Source organism: Salegentibacter haimaensis, from assembly GCF_054121495.1.
Genome location: NZ_JBSYGH010000014.1, coordinates 22,249 through 41,199, shown reverse-complemented (window position 1 = coordinate 41,199; position 18,951 = coordinate 22,249). Strand labels below are relative to the sequence as shown.

The window sequence follows — 18,951 nt, the reverse complement described above, 5'->3', positions numbered from 1 at the left end:
CGGATTTTTTTTATTCCGCACTCAAATAGCACGCGTTTTAAGCGGTTGGCCCTCCGCTTAAAATTTCATTATTAGCCTGTTGCTCAAATTTTCTGAAATTATTTCTGAAAGAATCTGCCAGCTCATTGGCTTTGGCGTCGTAGGCCTCTTTATCGGCCCAGGTAGAACGCGGGTCTAAAACTTCAGAAGGAATACCTTCGCATTGCAGTGGCATTTCCAATCCAAAAATTTCATGGGTTTTAAATTGCTCCTGCTCTAATTTTCCATCCAGCGCAGCTTTAATCATCTCACGGGTGTGTTTTAGCTTCATTCGGCTTCCGGTACCATAAGGCCCGCCGGTCCAGCCGGTATTTACCAGCCATACATTTACACCCGATTCTTTCATCTTTTCGCTCAACATTTCAGCATAACGGGTAGGATGAAGCGGCATAAAAGGAGCCCCAAAACAAGCCGAAAAATTAGGAACCGGCTCATTGATTCCAGCCTCGGTACCGGCAACTTTGGCGGTATAGCCACTTATAAAATGATAAGCCGCCTGCGCCGGATTCAATTTGCTGATAGGAGGCAAAACTCCAAAAGCATCGGCAGTCAAAAAGAATATATTCTTAGGATTTTCACCCTTTGAAGGACTTTGAATTCCTTTAATATGATGAATAGGATAACTCACCCTGGTATTTGGGGTTATTGAAGTATTCTCAAAATCTACCTCGCCGTTATCCTCTAAAATAACATTTTCAAGAATGGCTCCGGGCTTAATAGCTTTATAGATATCGGGTTCATTTTCTTCACTAAGATTAATCACCTTGGCATAACACCCACCCTCAAAATTAAAGATTGTATTATCGGCTGTCCATCCGTGTTCATCGTCTCCAATAAGTTTACGGGATGGGTCGGCCGAAAGGGTCGTCTTTCCTGTTCCTGACAGCCCAAAGAAAATTGCTGTGTCCCCATCTTCTCCAATATTGGCAGAACAATGCATAGGAAGCGTATTCTTAAAAACCGGCAAAACAAAGTTAAGCGCTGAAAAAATCCCTTTCTTGATCTCTCCGGTATATCCGGTCCCTCCTATAAGGGCAATTTTTTTGCTGAAGTTTAAAATGGCAAAATTCTCCTGTCGGGTTCCATCGGTTTCAGGATTTGCTTTAAAGCCCGGTGCATTGATCACCACCCAGTCTTCTTTGAAATCTTCTAATTCATCTTCAGAAGGTCTTAGAAACATGTTATAAGCAAACATATTTGACCAGGGATACTCATTAATAACCCGAATGTTCAACCTATGCTCATCATCGGCACAGGCGTAGGCATCCCGGGCAAAAACTTCTTTTCCCGAAAGGTACTCAGTAACCTTTTTATAAAGTTGGTCAAACTTTTTAGGATCGAAGGGAATGTTGATATCCCCCCACCAAACCTCATCTTTGGTAACTTCATCTTTTACAATAAAACGATCTTTAGGGGAACGGCCGGTGAACTCACCGGTGTTAACTGCCAATGTACCATTTGCGGTTTCAACGCCCTGTTCCCGGTCAAGAGTTTCCTGCTGAAGTTGTTCGGGGCTTAATTGGTAGTGAACTGTTGCATTTTTGATCCCGTATTCCTCTAACGAAATCGTTTTCGTAATTGGGGTGTTTGCGAACATAAATTTTAGAATGTGTGGTTTATTTACTGCACAAAATTAGAAATCTAAAGCAGATATAAAGAGTTTTATCGACATTTTATTTAGATTTTAACTTTATAAACTTTGTCAATAATACCAGCCAGCCCGCTATTAAAAGGCTGCCGCCCAGAGGAGTTACCAATGCTATTTTTCTAAAATCAAAGCCGGTTAAATCGTTTGTTGCCAGTAAATAAATAGATCCCGAAAAAAGTACGATTCCACTTACGAATAACCAAAAGCTCCATTTCCCGGGGTTTATGCCCGTAATTTTTAGTATTCCCAGCAGTAAAAGCAAAAGGGCGTGATACATTTGGTAACGCACGCCGGTTTCATAACTTTTAAGTGCTGCGGTATCTAATAGTGTTTCGAAGGCGTGAGCACCAAAAGCTCCAAGAATCACTGCAATCATTCCGAAAATAGTACCTGAGATAAGAAAATTACGGGCCACCTGTTAATTTTTTATGAATTAAAGTTTTAATACATTCGTTTTACACTACACAAAACTAACTTAATTTATGCGAGAAATTTTAATCATAGGAGCAGGAAAATCTACCTATTCCTTAATCAAACACCTGCTTCAAAATTCCGAGAAAGAAAACCTGCAATTAACCATTGGCGATCTGGATATTGAAACGGCACGCAAGGCAACTCAAAATCATCCTGCAGCTAAAGCTATAGCGCTCGATATCTTTGATGCTGAAAGCAGGGCTACGGCTGTGAAAAACGCCGATATCGTGATCTCTATGTTACCGGCCCGTTTTCATATTGAGGTGGCAAGAGATTGCGTGAAATTCAAAAAAAATATGGTCACGGCTTCTTATATAAGTAAGGAAATGAAAGCTTTGGATGCCGAAGTGAAACAAAACAATTTGATCTTTATGAATGAAATTGGGGTGGATCCCGGCATAGACCATATGAGTGCCATGCAGGTTATAGATAGAATTCGGGACAAAAGCGGAAAGATGCTGATGTTTGAATCTTTTACCGGCGGTCTTGTAGCCCCCGAAAGCGATACCAACATGTGGAATTACAAGTTCACCTGGAACCCCAGAAACGTCGTGGTTGCGGGACAGGGCGGCGTTGCCGAATTCATCCAGGAGGGTAAATTTAAATACATACCGTATCACAGGCTTTTTAGAAGAACCGAATTTCTCGAAATTCCCGAATACGGAAAATTTGAAGGTTACGCCAACAGGAATTCACTGGATTATATGAGCATTTACGGCCTTGAAGATATATTAACCCTATATCGCGGTACAATTCGCCGGGTAGGATTTAGTCGAGCCTGGAATATGTTCGTTCAACTGGGAATGACAGATGATAGTTTTACAATGCACGATTCAGAAAATATGAGTTACCGGGATTTTGTAAATTCCTTTCTCCCCTATTCTCCAACCGATTCAGTAGAACTAAAAATGCGGCATAACCTCAAAATAGATCAGGATGATATCATGTGGGACAAATTGCTGGAGTTAGATCTTTTTAATCCGAATAAAAAAATAGGGATAAAGGATGCCACCCCGGCGCAGGCCCTTCAGAGAATTCTTATGGATAAATGGTCGCTGGAACCTGAAGATAAAGATATGATCGTGATGTACCATAAATTCGGATATGAACTAAATGGCGAGAAAAAACAAATAGACTCCACAATGGTGCATATAGGTAAAAACCAAACCGAAACAGCTATGGCCAAAACGGTAGGTCTTCCCGTTGCAATTGCCTGTATCAAAATTTTAAATGGGGAGATCAATAGCCCGGGAGTTCAATTACCTATCAAAAAAGAGGTATACGAACCAATTTTAAAGGAGCTTGAAAAGCACGATATAGTTTTTAAAGAGCAGGAAACAGAATATCTGGGCTATAATCCTTTTGGAGAAGTTGGAAATTGAAAAATGAATTTTCAATATTTTAGCTGAAAATTTTATCCGATGAAAGTTGTAAACGAAAATGTTGTTATTGATGGAATAGATAAAACCATCCTCAAGGAATTAATGGAGGATGCAAAAAAACCAATTCTGGAAATCGCCAAGAATATTGGCATTACGGGAGCTGCGGTACATCAACGTTTACGAAAACTGGAAAAATCGGGCTTAATTGAAGGCTCAAAACTAATCATAGACCCCCGAATGCTGGGCTATAAAACCATGGCATTCGTGGGGGTTTATCTCGATAAAGCGGTGAGTAACCCACAGGCCGTTAAAAAACTCAACGAAATTCCAGAGGTAATCGAGTGCCACTATACTACGGGAAACTGGTCGATATTTCTAAAGATTCTATGCAGGGATAACGAACATTTAATGCAGGTACTCAACAAAGATATACAAGCTATAGAGGGTGTTTCTAGGACCGAAACTTTCATTTCATTAAATCAGCAAATAAAGCGTCAAATTAAGATTTAATATTTGGAATTATTCTAAATAAGATTTAGTTTTGGCCCCGCTATGAATATCATTCATCAAACCAAACATTTCACCTTCTCTCAAAGTGACAAAAAACGTTGCTTTTATCTCAATTTTGCCCACAAACAGGTTGAGATGAGATTTTGCCAACTGCTTGCATTCAGACAGCAAATTTTGGAAATCAATCTGGAGTCACATTTTAATGGTGAAAACATTCACGGGCTTGAAATTTTAAGCCTTTGCAACCGCGAACATCTCGTGATTTTCAACACCTACGAAATCCTGGAATTAAAGGAGCTAATGGCTACGGCCTTCGGCTTTATGGAAATGAATAGCTTGCTGGCATAAATTTCCCTTTCACATTCTACTTCCCCCTAAACTGGAAACTTTCTAAATTAAGCTGATTATTAGGTCCTGCCCATCATTTTGTTTAATTTTAAGCAAATGATTCCAAAGGAATTTGTTCTGAAAAATTCCCGGAGAATTACTTTTGAAAACATAGAAAATTAAAGAAAGATGAAAGATCTGGTAAGACAAAAATTAAGCATTCATGTAGACATCATGGATCTTTTAAATAAACAAATAGAAAAGGAAGCACATTCATCATCGGCATATTTGGCTATGGCTTCCTGGTGCGACCATAACGGGTTAAACTGCAGTGCAGATTTCTTCTACTCCCAGGCTGAAGAGGAGCGGGACCACATGATGAGAATTTTCAAATACATAAATGATAACGGGGGTACCGCCTATTCACCTTCGGTTGGAAAAGTAAGCCACGAATTCAATTCGCTGGAAGAAATTTTTGAAACCGCCTTAGACCAGGAAATTAGCATCACAAAATCTATCCATAAAATCGTGGGGCAGTGCAGAAAAGTATCAGATTATACTTCAGAATATTTTCTGCAATGGTTCATCAAGGAGCAAATGGAAGAAGAGCAGCTTATGCGCAGGGCGCTGGAGCTTTTTGACCTAATGGGAACAGATGGAATTGCGCTGAAACTCATAGATGAAAGAATAGGAAAACTAAGAGACAAAGTGGAATAATTTCTGAATATAGATTTTCATAAAAAACGGGCTCCTGTTTAGGAAGCCCGTTTTTTTTATTCTGTTGATTAAGGCCTAGTCCCTCCCAAGATAAATGCTTAGAAAGTAAAGCAAAGTAGCCAACGATCCTACCGCAGCCACCACATAAGTTCGTGCGGCCCATTTTAAAGAATCTTCAGCTGCTTCGTGTTCTCTGGGCGACAACATATTTTCATTTTCCAACCAGGCCAGGGCCCTGTTACTGGCATCATATTCAACCGGAAGTGTCACAAAACTAAACAGGGTTCCCATTCCGTAGAGAATAATTCCGATTAATAATATAGTGCTACCCATAGCGGTAGTGGCCATAAGCATTAACCCACCAAAAATCACCCATTGTGAAAATCTCGAAGCCACACTCACTATAGGAACCAACTGGCTTCTCATTTGCAACCAGCTATAAGCCTGCGCGTGTTGAATGGCGTGCCCGGTTTCGTGTGCCGCAACTGCAGCCGCAGCAGCATTGCGTTGGGTATAAACTCCTTCGCTTAGGTTAATGGTTTTCTTTTGAGGATTATAATGATCTGTAAGCATTCCCGGGGTGGAAATAACCTTTACATCCTGAATTCCGTTATCGGCTAGCATACGTTCAGCGATTTCTTTACCGCTCATCCCGTTAGCCAGATGTACCTTGGAGTACTTCTTGAATTTGCTTTTAAGCTTATTGCTCACATAAAGGCTCACTACGAAAATAAGCCCGGCAATAATATAATATCCCATCATAATTTTAGCGTTTTTAGAATTTCAAAGATAACAAAAACCCTACCAATAAAATGATTTGAACCCTGGTGAAAACCGCTAAAAACAATCGCCGGGAAACCTATGCAACTCAAATAAAGATAATGTCTATATTTGCAGCAATTACTTTCAAAAAGCTATGCAATACAAGAGGATATTATTAAAGCTCTCTGGAGAGGCACTAATGGGAACCCGTCAATATGGCATTGATCCCAAGCGTTTGTCAGAGTATGCCCAGGAGATCAAATCGGTAACAGATAAAGGAATTGAAGTAGCCATAGTTATAGGTGGAGGAAACATCTTTAGAGGTGTGGCCGGCGCCAGCAAAGGAATGGATCGTGTACAGGGCGATCATATGGGAATGTTAGCCACCGTTATTAACGGCCTGGCATTACAAAGCGCCCTGGAAGATGCCAACGTACAAACCCGATTACAATCGGCAATCAAGATCAATGAGGTGGCCGAGCCTTTTATTAGACGTAAGGCCATTCGGCATTTGGAAAAAGGAAGAGTGGTAATTTTTGGTGGAGGTACCGGAAACCCTTATTTCACAACAGATTCAGCTGCGGTTTTAAGAGCTATCGAAATCCACGCCGATGTGATCCTGAAAGGAACCCGCGTAGATGGAATTTATACCGCCGATCCCGAGAAAGACTCTAATGCTACCAAATTCGATTTTATTACTTTTGATGATGTGATTCGAAAAGGCCTGAAAGTGATGGATACAACTGCCTTCACTCTTAGCCAGGAAAACGAATTACCCATAATAGTTTTCGATATGAATACCCCCGGAAACCTTTTAAAAGTGGTAACCGGAGAAAATGTAGGAACCAAGGTAAATTTATAAGCGATAAAAATTCATTATAAAATGGAAGATGAAATAGATTTTATCATAGACACGGCCAAAGAAGGAATGGAAAAGGCCATTGCCCACCTTAAAAAACAACTTACCAACATTAGGGCAGGGAAAGCAAGCCCGGCGATGTTGGGAAGTGTAATGGTGGAGTATTACGGGGCTCAAACCCCACTTAACCAGGTGGCGAATGTGAACACCCCCGATGCCCGCACCATCTCTATTCAGCCATTTGAAAAAAGCCTTATCGGCGCTATTGAAAAAGGAATTATGGCAGCCAACCTTGGATTTAACCCGATGAATAATGGTGAAAATGTAATTATCAATGTTCCCCCATTAACCGAAGAGCGTCGTAAAGATCTTAGCAAACAAGCCAAAGCTGAAGCCGAAGATGCTAAAGTTGGGGTGAGAAACGATAGAAAAACCGCCAATAACGATTTAAAGAAACTGGATATTTCTGAAGATTTATTACGCTCGGCCGAAAAGGAAATACAGGAGCTTACAGATGCGCATATTGAAAGAATAGATGAAATTCTGGAAGCCAAGGAAAAAGAAATTATGACTGTATAAGCTTAAAACTTTCATAAATTTTACCTGCCGGAATACAGGGCCTTGTTAAAGCCTGTTTCCGGCATTTTTATTTTAGATTAAATTTGAGCAACTTTAATAGAATTTCAAAATTCCCCTATGCGGCAGCTGCCCTTTTTAATTATATGTTTATTTTCAATTTCCCTTCTCCAGGCACAGCAAAGAGTCTCAGGAAGGATAATCGATTCCAAAACCTCTGAACCCCTCCCCTTCGCCCGCATACAGATTTTAGAAAACGACTCAGAACATCTTAGCCGAATAGATGGGAGTTTTGAACTGGAATATAATCTTCCCGAAATCACTTTAGAGATTAGTTACCTGAGCTACCAAAAAAGGGAGGTTGAGGTTTCTCCTTCTACCGGTTTCCTGGTCATTAAATTAAATCCCAGAACAGAAGAATTCGAGCCACTTTTTCTTAAAAATTCAGCGCTTCAGGCTGAAGCTATTATGCGAAAAGCCATAGAAAATATTCCCAAAAATGACCCTGAACAGGTTCTATCGGGATTTCAGCTCAAGGCACACAATAAGTTAATCGTAGACAACAGCCGCAACCTCATAAAACCTAGGGCCGACCCTAGCCAGATGGAAATAAGGGAAATAATCAATACGGCAGCCGCCTACTTTTCAGAAAAAATTTCAGAAATAAGTTTTGAACAGGGAAAAGGCAGAAAAGAAAATGTGCTTGCATTAAATAATTTCGGGTTTAAAAAGCCTGCTTATGAAGTATTGAGTTTGGATATCAATCCATTCTCATTATACCAAAAGAATTATCCTCTATTCGCAACTCAATATGCCGGCCCACTCTCTAAAGCGGCACTTAGAAATTACTCGTATAAAATCCTGGACACCACCCAGGCCGAAAGGCCGGCCTATATTATCTATTTTAAACCAAAGAGAGAAAAAGCCGTGGCCGGGTTGGAAGGAGTGCTTTACCTGGACACTTTGAGTTATGCCATCCAGCGATCTAAGGCGCAATTGCTTGGAAATATTAAATTGGAGAGCGAACAAATTTACAGTTACTATCCCGAAAAGGATATTTGGATTCCCCAACAGCAAAGCACCCGTATTCAGCCCGGTTTGGGCGGCAATGAAATTTCGGTTTTTGGAGGGGTGATTGCTGTGGGAACGCTGCAACAGCAAAATAAGTTGCTGGGTAAAATTCTAACCGGAACCCTTCCCGAAGACGAGCTGTTTTTAAGTTCTGAAACCCGCTTTTATGATGTAGATCTGGATTATGGTGAAGGGATAAAAAACCCTTCAGCCGAAATTGAAGTTTTGGCAAATGCACATAGCCAAACAGAAGAATTCTGGAATGAGCACCGGCAAATTGATTTCACTTCCCTGGATACTTCCCGCGCCGGGCGGGTTGAAAGTTTGCTAAGAAAACGAAAAACCGAAAAGCGTATAGAAATTAAGAACAGGGTGGCCCGTGGTTACTTTCCTGTGGGATTTTGGGAATTCGATCTTGGAAAATTCTTTAAGTACAATATCTATGAGGGTATAAGACTGGGGGCAGGCGGCCAGACTAACGATAAATTAAGCAGGTATTTTAGACTTAATGGCTATGGGGTGTATGGGTTTGGCGATAAAGATTTCAAATATGGCTACGGTTTTGATGTTCCTATTCGAAGAGCCAGCGGCACCAGGTTTCATTTTAATTTTACCCGGGATATTTTTGAAATGGGAGATTACGAATATCTGCGCGGGATCGATGAATTTTCAATTTTAGAACCCCGGTTTGCCAATATCACCAGTTTTTATTTTGACACTAAATGGAGCACCTCAATTACCCACCGCATCACCTCTAAACTTGAAACCGAGATTCAATTTTCCAATTCACAAATTGAACAACTCACCCGGTATAGATTTAATTACCGGGGCGAAAATTTATCGGAATATGCCATCTCTCAGGCCGAAATTTCTGTTTTATGGAGACCCTTTGCAAAGTTTATACAGCTTCCGCAGGGTAACAATCTTATTGAAAAAGGATTTCCGAAGTTAACCGCACAGTTCACCAAGGGATTTTCAGGGATTGGGGGCTCAGATTTCGATTTCTCGAAAATGGGACTTAAGCTGGAACACGAAATAAGAAGACTGGACCTATCCCGCACCGAATTTATTATTGAGGGAAATTATGCTTTTGGCGATTTACCTCTAACCCACTTATTTCACGCATTCCCAAATAACCCCGAAAAAGAGGCTATTCTCAGGAGATTTGTTGTTGCGGGGAGAACCAGCTTTGAAACCATGTATTACAATGAGTTTTTTAGCGACAGGCAGGCAATGTTCCACTTACGGCATCAACTTAGACCATTCCGCATTAGTGACCGCATTAGACCAGAACTGGTTTTAATTTCCAGACATGCTATTGGAGATATCGAAAATAAGGAGGCACATCAAAATATCAATTTTCAAAGTTTGAGGCACGGTTATTCTGAAGCCGGGCTGGAACTCAATAAAATTATCGCCGGTTTGGGGCTTAGTGCCGCCTACAGATATGGCGCCTATCATTTGCCCAGCTTTGACCAAAATTTCTCTTTTAAATTCACTTTTAAGCTCGAAATCTAAATCCCCAGAGTTTAGGCTTGAAAATCACGGGTTTTAGCCAGTCTTTTTTTACCTTTGCGCTCGCTTAAAAAGTACCCATGTCTAAGATTTTCAGCTTCGGTTTTTGGAATTCGGTCGCCGGAATAATTCTGCGTAACCGGGTTACCATTATACTTATAATCATCGCCATCACTGCTTTTTTCTCTACGCAGTGGAAACACATGGGCTTTTCGTATACCGAGGCAAATTTACTGCCCGATGAGCACGAAGCTAACCAGGCTTATAATGACTTTTTAGACAAATTTGGAGAAGAAGGCAATCTCATTATTTTGGGAGTGCAGGACACCTCGCTTTTTACAGAAGAAAAATTTGCCGCCTGGTCCTGGTTAAATTCTACCCTTGAAGATTTTAGCGAAGTAGAGCACGTGCTGTCGCTCAATAATCTTCAAACCCTGGAAAAACAGGAAAACCCCAGCCGGTTTGAAATGACTCCTTTTATTTCTGAAGAAAAACCTAATAGCAAAGAGCTTAGGGCTTATGAAGACGAGTTATTCACCGCGCTCCCGTTCTACGAAAACCTCATTTACAGTTCGCACTCCAATACCATACAATCGGCGATTTATATTAAAAAAGACATTGTAAATTCTGAGGAGCGAAAAGATTTTGTACTAAAAAAACTAAGACCTTTAATCGATGATTTTGAAGAGCAGCATCAACTCGATGTTAAGGTTTCGGGGATGCCCTACATTCGCACGCTCAATTCCCAGAATATTGTAGATGAAATTGGCCTTTTTATCCTGGCCGCCCTGGGGGTAACCTCGCTTATTTTCTTCTTCTTTTTTAGATCGGTTCGGGCGACATTTATATCGATGATCACCGTTTGTATCGGGGTGATGTGGGCCTTTGGAGTAATTGGTTTATTGCGCTACGAAATTACGGTATTAACAGCTTTAATCCCTCCCCTCATCATCGTAATTGGAATTCCCAACTGTATATTTCTCATCAATAAATATCAGCAGGAGATCATCAATCACGGGAATCAGGCGAAATCGCTGCAACGTGTAATTACCAAAGTGGGAAATGCTACCTTGATGACCAATGTGACCACAGCCTCTGGTTTCGCAACATTTATCTTAACCGATAGCACTTTGCTGAAAGAATTCGGGGTGGTGGCCTCAATTAATATTCTCGCAATTTTCATTCTTAGCCTGTTAATAATTCCAATTATTTACAGCTACATGCGACCCCCACGGCAAAAACACCTGAAACATCTCAATAAGCAGTGGATTGGCGGTTTTGTGAACTGGATGGAGAATATGGTAAGAAACCACCGAATTAGCATTTACATCGTTACACTTATTCTTTTAGTGAGCAGTATTATCGGGATTTATATGATTCGAATTTCGGGGAGTCTCCTAGAAGATATGCCCCAGGAAACTGCATTTTTTGAGGATATTAAATTTTTTGAAAGAGAATTCGATGGGGTGATGCCGCTTGAGATTTTAGTGGATACCAAACGTCCAAAAGGGGTGATGAAGTTATCTAACCTTAAAAAAATGGAAGAGTTCGAAAACGAACTCGACCAAATCCCTGAACTCTCCAAACCCCTATCGGTAACCCGCCTGGTGAAATATGCCAAGCAGGCGTATTATAATGGAAACCCAAAATATTACCAGTTACCCACATCGCAGGAGCAAAATTTTATGCAGCCCTATATCTCCGGGATGTCTACCGAAGGTAACCTGCTTAGTGCCTATGTAGATTCCACCGGTCAATATGCCCGTATCACTACCTTTATGAAAGATATAGGCACCGATAAAATGGAAAGGATCGAAGAGGATCTCTGGCCAAAAATCGATAGAATTTTCCCTGAAGAGCGTTATGAAATTTCCCTAACCGGAAAGGCTCTGATTTTCCAAAAAGGCACCAATTACCTGGTAAAAAACCTGGTAATATCGCTTTCGCTGGCTATCTTATTAATTGCATTGCTAATGGCCTGGATGTTTAGATCTTTCAGAATGATCCTGGTTTCGCTGGTGCCTAATATTTTGCCCTTATTGATCACCGCCGGGATGATGGGCTATTTGGGTGTTCCCATTAAACCCTCAACCATTTTGGTATTTAGCATCGCCTTTGGAATTTCGGTAGATGATACCATTCACTTTTTGGCAAAATACCGGCAGGAACTTAAAGCCAATAACTGGAAGATAAAACGATCGGTTTATGCCGCGCTTCGGGAAACCGGGGTGAGTATGTTTTATACCTCGATAGTGCTGTTTTTCGGATTTTCGGTATTTATGATAAGTAGCTTTGGAGGGACTGTAGCCCTGGGCGGGCTCGTTTCGGCTACACTTTTGTTTGCGATGCTTTCAAATTTAATTTTGCTTCCGTCATTATTGCTTTCGTTAGAGAGGAATATAGCCAATAAAAAAGTTTTGAAAGAGCCGGCTATGAAAATTATCGATACCGAAGAAGATGAAGTTGAAATTGAGAAGGAAGTGAAAAGCCATAACAAATAAAACTTCCGAAGAAGAAAAACTTCCGAAATAGCAGAAATAACAAATATTGTCAGGCTATGAAGTATAAATTATATTTGTTTGTTCTTAGAGTTCCGGAAAAATAAAAATGAATTACAAATCTTTACCCTGCGTGGTATTTATTATAAATCTAACTAAATGATACAGGCAAAAGTTGCTGAGATACTAGAAAGCAATCAGTTTTTACAGGAATTTGAAGTAAAAGGATGGGTTCGTTCTTTTAGAAGTAACCGCTTCATCGCACTTAATGACGGTTCTACCATCAATAACCTGCAGGGCGTGCTGGATTTCGAAAAAACCGATGAGGCCACGCTAAAAAGAATTACCACGGGAGCTGCCATAGCGCTAAAAGGAACTCTGGTAGAAAGCCAGGGGTCGCAGCAACGCGTAGAATTAGACATCCAAGAAATTACTATTCTTGGTGATGCAAATCCAGATGAGGTAAAGCTAACCATACTTTCTCCCAAGCGTCACAGCCTTGAAAAATTAAGGGAACAGGCTCATTTAAGAGTTCGTACCAACACCTTTGGTGCGGTAATGAGACTGCGCTCGAAATTATCTTTTGCCGTTCATAAATATTTCCAGGAAAATAATTTCCACTATGTGAACACTCCAATCATTACGGGAAGCGATGCCGAAGGTGCCGGTGAGATGTTTAGAGTTACTGCCCTGGATATGGAAAAACCTCCAAAGAATGAAGATGGCAGCATCAATTTTAAGGAAGATTTCTTCGGAAAAGAAACCAATCTTACCGTAAGCGGGCAGCTTGAGGCTGAAGCTTACGCGCTTGGCCTCGGGCAGGTTTATACCTTTGGGCCTACCTTTAGAGCTGAAAATTCAAACACTTCCCGCCATCTGGCAGAATTCTGGATGATTGAGCCAGAGGTGGCCTTTTGTGATCTCGATGGCAATATGGATTTGGCTGAAGATTTCATCAAATACGTTCTAAAATACGTATTGGAAAACTGCAAAGATGATCTTGAGTTTTTAGATAAACGATATGCTGAAGAGGAGGCTAAAAAACCAAAAAACGAACGCAGCGATTTAGGACTTCTGGAAAAACTTCATTTTGTGCTCGATAATAATTTCAAAAGGGTGAGTTATACCGAAGCGATTGAAATTTTGAAAAATTCGAAGCCTAACAAAAAGAAGAAATTCAACTATATCATCGAAGAATGGGGTGCCGATCTTCAAAGTGAACACGAACGCTTTTTGGTTGAAAAACACTTTAAGTCTCCGGTTATATTATTTGACTATCCGGCGAACATCAAGGCCTTCTATATGCGCCTAAATGAAGACGGAAAAACCGTTCGCGCAATGGATATCCTATTCCCAGGAATTGGAGAAATTGTAGGAGGTTCTCAAAGAGAAGAGCGTCTGGATGTGCTTAAAAATAAGATGGCCGCACTCGATATTGACGAAAAGGAATTATGGTGGTATCTCGACACCCGAAAATTCGGTACCTGCGTGCATAGCGGTTTCGGGCTTGGGTTTGAGCGTCTTGTACAATTCACCACCGGGATGGGCAATATTCGCGACGTGATCCCTTTCCCGAGATTCCCCGGCCACGCCGAATTTTAAAAATTGAAAATTACTGAAACCCATATTGTCCCTGCAGGCGTAGCTAACATACGGCTGCAGGAATATGCGGTTTCGATCTTCACCCACACCCCTACCCGAAGCGCCGTTAAAAAGGCGATTAAAAGGGGACAAATTCTGCTTGAGGGTGAGCCAGGCCAAACAGGAGACTGGATTGAGCCAGGCCAAACACTGCAATTTTGCGAACCCGAGATCACCAAAAAGATTTTTAAACTGGATTTAAAAGTAGTTTTCGAAGATGATTTCCTGGCTGTGGTTTTCAAACCCGAAGGAATTCCAAGCAGCGGAAATTATTTTAGAAGCCTTGAAAATGCGCTTGCTTATAATCTTAAGTCTACTTCAGCCGAAGATGCTCTGCCATTTCCACAGGTTGTGCATCGACTCGACAAGCCCACCAGTGGCCTTGTAATTGCCGCCAAAACAGGAGCAGCTCTCAGAGGCCTAAATTCAGCTTTTGAAGCTAAAGAGATTGAAAAAACCTATTTTGCACTGGTAGAAGGAATAATATCAAATCGACAAATTATAAATAGGACTTTAGAAGGAAAAATCAGCGAAACCGGGCTTAAACCTCTGCTTAATTTTGTAGAAAATTCGGGCTTTCTAAGTCTGCTGGAATTGAATCCTAAAACCGGGAGAACCCATCAACTAAGAAAACACCTGTCTGGTTTAGGCCATCCCATTCTGGGTGATCTGGAATACGGAAGCCGGCAGTTTGATTATGAGAAAAAACCCGGAATTTTTCTAACTGCTTCAGCATTAAAATTTCATCACCCCATTACTTCAGAAGTGATAAATTTAAGCGCGGGGCTTCCGAGGAAATTCAGAAAATTTAAGGCTTTAAGCCATTTGGCTTAACAAAAATTTACCACAAAGCAGGCTTGTGCCAAACACGAATTCGCAGGGTTTTTGCTTATTTTTGTAGGTATAGAAAGTGACTTATGCTAAAACAGCAATTAAATTTAAAATTATCTCAAAAGCTATCTCCGCAGCAAATTCAGCTTATGAAGCTTATTCAATTGCCTACCCAGGCATTTGAACAGCGCATCAAGCAGGAGCTGGAGGACAATCCTGCTCTGGATGATAAACGCGAAGAGACCAAGGATGAATTTGATGATGATTACGCATCTACAGAAGTAGAAGATGATGACTATGGCAATGAAACTATAGAAACCGAGATCGATGTAGATGAATACCTGAGCGATGACGAAATTCCAAGTTACAGGCTACAGGCAAATAATTACAGTGCCGACGATGATGAGAAAACCGTGCCTTATGCTGCCGGAATCTCCTTTACTCAGCATTTAAAAACCCAGCTAAGCACTTTAAGAACTAACGAAACCGAAGAGGAAATCGCCAATTTCCTTGTAGGCAGTATAGACGAAAGCGGATATTTAAGAAGAGAATTGCAGGATGTGGTAGATGATCTTGCATTTACTCAAAATGTATATACCGATGAGGCTACAGTAGAAAAGGTTTTGAAGAAAGTTCAGGAACTAGACCCTGCCGGGGTGGGCGCCAGAAGTCTTCAGGAGTGTTTGCTGTTGCAGCTTAAACGCAAAGAACCTACCCAGGCTGTAGAACTGGCCTATGATATACTGGATCGGTCTTTTGATCAATTCAGTAAGAAACATTATTCCAAACTCCTAAGCCGCCACGATATCTCTGAAGATGAGCTCAGGGCAGCTATAGAAGTGATCGAACATCTCAATCCTAAACCCGGGGGAGCCTACTCGGGCAGCACCAGAATTGTAGAACACGTAATCCCCGATTTCACCATCAAAATCGTAGATGGAGAGCTCGAGCTTAGTTTAAATGGTCGAAATGCGCCACAAATGCATATTTCACGGGATTACAGCGATATGCTAAAAGGCTACAAGGAATCGAAAGAAAAAACAAAAGCGCAGAAAGATGCGGTGATGTTTATAAAGCAAAAACTCGATGCCGCTAAATGGTTTATAGACGCGATTAAACAGCGCCAACAAACCCTTATGGTAACGATGAGCGCCATTATGAATTACCAGAAAGAATATTTTCTTACCGGCGATGAGCGTAATTTACGGCCAATGATTTTAAAGGATATAGCCGACGAAATCGAGATGGACGTTTCTACCGTTTCCCGGGTTGCCAACAGCAAATATGTAGACACGCCCTATGGCACCAAATTGATCAAAGACTTCTTCTCTGAATCGATGAAAAACGATCAGGGAGAAGATGTTTCTACCAGGGAGATTAAAAAAATCCTTGAAATGTCTATCGAGGAGGAAGATAAAAGAAAGCCTCTCACAGATGAAAAGCTGGCAAAAGTGCTCAAGTCTAAAGGTTATCCCATAGCGCGCCGTACCGTTGCTAAATACCGGGAGCAGCTGGACATTCCGGTGGCTCGTTTACGCAAGGAGATTTAATGGGGTTTTTGCTGAAAATCGCTTCCTATATATTTCATCCCCTATGGATGCCATTTGCCGGCAGCCTGCTTTATTTCGTGTTAACTCCCAGGTTTTTCCCTGTAGGGGTGATTCAGGCGAAGCTTCTGGCGATTGCCATCATCACCTTATTTATTCCCATTGTTTTCTATTTTCTGCTGAAAAACCTCGGAAAGGTAAGCACGGTTTTTCTCAGTGAAGTTTCTGAGCGAAAATGGCCGCTATTTTTCTTCATTCTGCTGGTATTGATGGTGCTGAAGCAAATCCTGAACCTTTATAACTACCCAGCTTTATATTATTATTTTGTAGGTATCCTGTTCTCTTCGTTAACCTGCCTTATTCTGGTTTATCTAAGGTTTAAGGTGAGTTTGCATATGGTTGGGCTAACGGGCTTCACGGTCTTTTTGCTCGCGTTAAGCATTTATTACCGTATAAATTTAGTGGCCACCATCGCATTTTTGGTAATGGCCCTGGGTTTAACCGCCTCTTCCAGGTTACACCTGAAAGCCCACACCGGCACAGAGTTGATTTTTGGCTTTTTTATAGGCCTTCTTCCGCAAATTATAGTTTTAAATTTCTGGCTATAAAATATAGAACATCAACCCGATTCTAAGGGGAGAGATATTAATTTGTTGGTCGTTGAGGGTGCCTTCAGCAAAAAGCGGAATTAAGTTATAATAAAAGTGAAAATTGAAGGTATTATACCCAAAGGTAAAAGTAGCTCCCAACCTGAATTTCTCCAATTCAGGAACATCGTTCTGGATCACCTGATTAAAGGGGTCGGTTTGCTTGAAATTAGACTTAAAATAGTAGATATAGCCGGGTTTGAGACCTGCATATATTCTCCAGAATTTATAGCTCTGAGGCGTGGAGGTTCGCCATCTAAATTCCAGTGGCACTTCCAGCATTTGAAAAGAAAATCTGTTGGTAGCATAATCCAGATCCCTTCCCAGGGCCCGAAATATGGTTTCTCCGTTGTTCTCCTGACCTATAAACAGATTTTGACCATAGGTGTTAAGCGTCCAGCCAAGGCCAATTCCAACAGCGATATTTCTTCTCTCGTTTACCGGAAAGTCTCTAACAAAACCACCTGTAAATCCGCCTGAAAAGCCAGATTGTGAAATCGCATCGGGTTTATTGGTAAGTATATTATAGGTTAACCCAAGGTAAAACTGATCTTCCCTGTATTTATTATCTATTGTAAAAGGTACGGTATCGGGAATCACCCCGGCCTGTTCTTTTTCATCCTGAGCAAAAATCAAACTAGAAAAAAGCAGGAAAAAACCACTAAAAATAAGAAGCTGTTGTTTCATAGAATTCAGCTTTATTGCTGAGGTTTAAATATAAAAAAACATCCGGTCTAAAAATAGAACCGGATGTTTTTAAAAGTAATGTGTAATAAAAAGTTTATTCTACATTTTGCCCTGCATCACCTTGTATAGTGGTATAGTTAATCTTAAGAGCTTCAGCTTTTCTAAGTTCCTGCTTAATATCAGACACAAGTCCCATATTGGTTTCCTTATCTACTTTAAGCGCAGTAGTAAGGTAAGGAATTAGCTCTTCTCTTTTAGACTCGCGCTCAGTAAAGATAAACTGCTGCACTTCGTCAACGCTGGCAAATTTATCGTTTAACTGAATCCTGGCCTCGGTACCAAAACGCTGTTGGTATCTTTGACTGGGTTTCCCTGCATAGATGTACATCACCAAATCCTTTTTGTCGAGTTTTTCAACCTGATCTGCAAAAGGAAGACGGTTTTCAACCATCAGGGTATTTTGACGCATAACCGTAGCCACCATAAAGAAGAATAGAAGCATAAATACGATATCTGGCAAAGAGGCGGTATTCACCGCAGGCAAATCTCCAGATTTCTTCTTTTTAAATTTAGACATAATCGGTCTTTTTAATTTTTGTTAATGAAAAGGATTAGCTTCTTGGCTCGGCTTCTGAAAGCTTCTGCGGAATCATCGTTTTGATTACCTCCACCTGTTCTTTCAAAGTTTCCTTATTACCTGTGTATCGCGGATCCTTAAGATCGGCTTCCATTTGCATATAAGATTTACCAAACAATCGCTGAGCTTCTCTATCTCTTAATTCATTGTAAGCCGCAACCAGTTCGTTTTGAACTGCTATGTAGGTTCCATACTCGGTACCACGGTTATTTACAAGGGAGATAATTGCTTTCTCCGGATTAACCGATGAACTTGGATCCCCAGGTCCCTGGCAAAAATCACAGGCCTCATCTCCGGTACCTCCCCCATTATCAAGAAATTCGAATGCTGCCTGACGCAGGTCATCGATTTCCATCTCTTCATCTTCAACCAGCAGCTGGTTGTTACTATTAATTAAAACAGTAAAAATGTTTCGCTGCTTGATCACCGGCGGCTCCTGATCTTCAGGTTGCCATGGCGGTAGCTTCCTGCTAATTCCGCTATCTGTCTCGATGGTTGTGGTTACCAAGAAGAAGATTAAAAGCAGGAAGGCAATATCGGCCATCGAGCCGGCATTAACTTCTGGTGCTGATCTTCTAGCCAT

18 protein-coding genes are annotated in these 18,951 nt (G+C 41.0%); 12 read left to right on the top strand and 6 right to left on the bottom strand.

Translation table 11 applies throughout. The features are described from left to right. Positions 1 to 37: 37 nt before the first annotated feature. Together pckA and ACW6QP_RS12915 are read right to left on the bottom strand one after the other, a co-directional pair. Positions 38 to 1,636 carry a phosphoenolpyruvate carboxykinase (ATP) gene (gene pckA / locus ACW6QP_RS12920; RefSeq protein ID WP_457911288.1) on the bottom strand — a complete coding sequence of 533 codons (1,599 nt, stop codon included), beginning with the start codon at positions 1,634 to 1,636 and terminating at the stop codon, positions 38 to 40. 76 nt (positions 1,637 to 1,712) lie between these two features. Further along, entirely contained in the window at positions 1,713 to 2,102 is a 390-nt protein-coding gene (locus ACW6QP_RS12915; RefSeq protein ID WP_457911287.1) for a DUF423 domain-containing protein, read from the bottom strand. A 67-nt stretch (positions 2,103 to 2,169) separates the two neighbouring features. Here ACW6QP_RS12915 and ACW6QP_RS12910 point away from each other — a divergent pair, with 67 nt between their 5' ends. From ACW6QP_RS12910 to ACW6QP_RS12895, 4 genes are all read left to right on the top strand, one after another. Further along, complete coding sequence (locus ACW6QP_RS12910) at positions 2,170 to 3,543, top strand: saccharopine dehydrogenase family protein (protein WP_457911286.1); 1,374 nt, start codon at positions 2,170 to 2,172, stop codon at positions 3,541 to 3,543. A 39-nt stretch (positions 3,544 to 3,582) separates the two neighbouring features. Then, positions 3,583 to 4,053 carry an Lrp/AsnC ligand binding domain-containing protein gene (locus tag ACW6QP_RS12905; protein WP_457911285.1) on the top strand — a complete coding sequence of 157 codons (471 nt, stop codon included), beginning with the start codon at positions 3,583 to 3,585 and terminating at the stop codon, positions 4,051 to 4,053. A gap of 42 nt (positions 4,054 to 4,095) precedes the next feature. After that, complete coding sequence (locus tag ACW6QP_RS12900; protein ID WP_457911284.1) at positions 4,096 to 4,401, top strand: hypothetical protein; 306 nt, start codon at positions 4,096 to 4,098, stop codon at positions 4,399 to 4,401. Positions 4,402 to 4,569: 168 nt separating this feature from the next. Next, positions 4,570 to 5,097, top strand: coding sequence for a ferritin (locus tag ACW6QP_RS12895; RefSeq protein WP_457911283.1), 528 nt, complete (start codon positions 4,570 to 4,572; stop codon positions 5,095 to 5,097). Positions 5,098 to 5,172: 75 nt separating this feature from the next. Here the strand turns inward: ACW6QP_RS12895 and ACW6QP_RS12890 are convergent, their stop codons facing one another. Next, positions 5,173 to 5,859, bottom strand: coding sequence for a zinc metallopeptidase (locus tag ACW6QP_RS12890; RefSeq protein WP_457911282.1), 687 nt, complete (start codon positions 5,857 to 5,859; stop codon positions 5,173 to 5,175). A 154-nt stretch (positions 5,860 to 6,013) separates the two neighbouring features. Here ACW6QP_RS12890 and pyrH point away from each other — a divergent pair, with 154 nt between their 5' ends. The 8 genes from pyrH to ACW6QP_RS12850 all read left to right on the top strand — a co-directional run bounded on the left by pyrH (position 6,014) and on the right by ACW6QP_RS12850 (position 17,005). Continuing rightward, positions 6,014 to 6,721, top strand: coding sequence for a UMP kinase (gene pyrH, locus ACW6QP_RS12885; RefSeq protein ID WP_457911281.1), 708 nt, complete (start codon positions 6,014 to 6,016; stop codon positions 6,719 to 6,721). Between the two features lie 21 nt (positions 6,722 to 6,742). Then, positions 6,743 to 7,297 (top strand): ribosome recycling factor, encoded by a 555-nt coding sequence (gene frr / locus ACW6QP_RS12880; protein ID WP_457911280.1) that lies wholly within the window; start codon positions 6,743 to 6,745, stop codon positions 7,295 to 7,297. A gap of 117 nt (positions 7,298 to 7,414) precedes the next feature. Beyond that, positions 7,415 to 9,883 (top strand): DUF5686 family protein, encoded by a 2,469-nt coding sequence (locus ACW6QP_RS12875; protein WP_457911279.1) that lies wholly within the window; start codon positions 7,415 to 7,417, stop codon positions 9,881 to 9,883. A 77-nt stretch (positions 9,884 to 9,960) separates the two neighbouring features. After that, positions 9,961 to 12,381, top strand: coding sequence for an efflux RND transporter permease subunit (locus tag ACW6QP_RS12870; protein ID WP_457911278.1), 2,421 nt, complete (start codon positions 9,961 to 9,963; stop codon positions 12,379 to 12,381). A gap of 156 nt (positions 12,382 to 12,537) precedes the next feature. Continuing rightward, on the top strand, positions 12,538 to 13,980 hold the full coding sequence (gene asnS, locus ACW6QP_RS12865) for an asparagine--tRNA ligase (protein WP_457911277.1): 1,443 nt from the start codon (positions 12,538 to 12,540) through the stop codon (positions 13,978 to 13,980). A 3-nt stretch (positions 13,981 to 13,983) separates the two neighbouring features. Next, a complete protein-coding gene (locus tag ACW6QP_RS12860; protein ID WP_457911276.1) occupies positions 13,984 to 14,853 on the top strand; it encodes an RluA family pseudouridine synthase in 870 nt (289 codons plus the stop codon). Positions 14,854 to 14,936: 83 nt separating this feature from the next. Then, positions 14,937 to 16,400 carry an RNA polymerase factor sigma-54 gene (gene rpoN, locus ACW6QP_RS12855; RefSeq protein ID WP_457911275.1) on the top strand — a complete coding sequence of 488 codons (1,464 nt, stop codon included), beginning with the start codon at positions 14,937 to 14,939 and terminating at the stop codon, positions 16,398 to 16,400. Then, a complete protein-coding gene (locus tag ACW6QP_RS12850; protein WP_457911274.1) occupies positions 16,400 to 17,005 on the top strand; it encodes a hypothetical protein in 606 nt (201 codons plus the stop codon). The genes rpoN and ACW6QP_RS12850 overlap by 1 nt, the downstream gene beginning before the upstream one ends. Here the strand turns inward: ACW6QP_RS12850 and ACW6QP_RS12845 are convergent. The 3 genes from ACW6QP_RS12845 to ACW6QP_RS12835 form a co-directional block, all read right to left on the bottom strand. Further along, positions 17,000 to 17,731 carry a porin family protein gene (locus tag ACW6QP_RS12845; RefSeq protein ID WP_457911273.1) on the bottom strand — a complete coding sequence of 244 codons (732 nt, stop codon included), beginning with the start codon at positions 17,729 to 17,731 and terminating at the stop codon, positions 17,000 to 17,002. The two genes, ACW6QP_RS12850 and ACW6QP_RS12845, sit on opposite strands and share 6 nt — an antisense overlap. Before the next feature lie 94 nt (positions 17,732 to 17,825). After that, positions 17,826 to 18,308, bottom strand: a complete 483-nt coding sequence (locus tag ACW6QP_RS12840) for an ExbD/TolR family protein (RefSeq protein ID WP_457911272.1) — start codon at positions 18,306 to 18,308, stop codon at positions 17,826 to 17,828. A gap of 34 nt (positions 18,309 to 18,342) precedes the next feature. Further along, on the bottom strand, positions 18,343 to 18,951 hold the full coding sequence (locus tag ACW6QP_RS12835; RefSeq protein ID WP_457911271.1) for an ExbD/TolR family protein: 609 nt from the start codon (positions 18,949 to 18,951) through the stop codon (positions 18,343 to 18,345).

Bases quoted from the DNA above. Each gene is read 5' to 3' on its own strand.
- pckA (WP_457911288.1), bottom strand. From the start codon at position 1,636: ATGTTCGCAAACACCCCAATTACGAAAACGATTTCGTTAGAGGAATAC.
- ACW6QP_RS12910 (WP_457911286.1), top strand. From the start codon at position 2,170: ATGCGAGAAATTTTAATCATAGGAGCAGGAAAATCTACCTATTCCTTA.
- ACW6QP_RS12905 (WP_457911285.1), top strand. From the start codon at position 3,583: ATGAAAGTTGTAAACGAAAATGTTGTTATTGATGGAATAGATAAAACC.
- ACW6QP_RS12900 (WP_457911284.1), top strand. From the start codon at position 4,096: ATGAATATCATTCATCAAACCAAACATTTCACCTTCTCTCAAAGTGAC.
- ACW6QP_RS12895 (WP_457911283.1), top strand. From the start codon at position 4,570: ATGAAAGATCTGGTAAGACAAAAATTAAGCATTCATGTAGACATCATG.
- ACW6QP_RS12890 (WP_457911282.1), bottom strand. From the start codon at position 5,859: ATGATGGGATATTATATTATTGCCGGGCTTATTTTCGTAGTGAGCCTT.
- pyrH (WP_457911281.1), top strand. From the start codon at position 6,014: ATGCAATACAAGAGGATATTATTAAAGCTCTCTGGAGAGGCACTAATG.
- frr (WP_457911280.1), top strand. From the start codon at position 6,743: ATGGAAGATGAAATAGATTTTATCATAGACACGGCCAAAGAAGGAATG.
- ACW6QP_RS12875 (WP_457911279.1), top strand. From the start codon at position 7,415: ATGCGGCAGCTGCCCTTTTTAATTATATGTTTATTTTCAATTTCCCTT.
- ACW6QP_RS12870 (WP_457911278.1), top strand. From the start codon at position 9,961: ATGTCTAAGATTTTCAGCTTCGGTTTTTGGAATTCGGTCGCCGGAATA.
- asnS (WP_457911277.1), top strand. From the start codon at position 12,538: ATGATACAGGCAAAAGTTGCTGAGATACTAGAAAGCAATCAGTTTTTA.
- rpoN (WP_457911275.1), top strand. From the start codon at position 14,937: ATGCTAAAACAGCAATTAAATTTAAAATTATCTCAAAAGCTATCTCCG.
- ACW6QP_RS12850 (WP_457911274.1), top strand. From the start codon at position 16,400: ATGGGGTTTTTGCTGAAAATCGCTTCCTATATATTTCATCCCCTATGG.
- ACW6QP_RS12845 (WP_457911273.1), bottom strand. From the start codon at position 17,731: ATGAAACAACAGCTTCTTATTTTTAGTGGTTTTTTCCTGCTTTTTTCT.
- ACW6QP_RS12840 (WP_457911272.1), bottom strand. From the start codon at position 18,308: ATGTCTAAATTTAAAAAGAAGAAATCTGGAGATTTGCCTGCGGTGAAT.
- ACW6QP_RS12835 (WP_457911271.1), bottom strand. From the start codon at position 18,951: ATGGCTAGAAGATCAGCACCAGAAGTTAATGCCGGCTCGATGGCCGAT.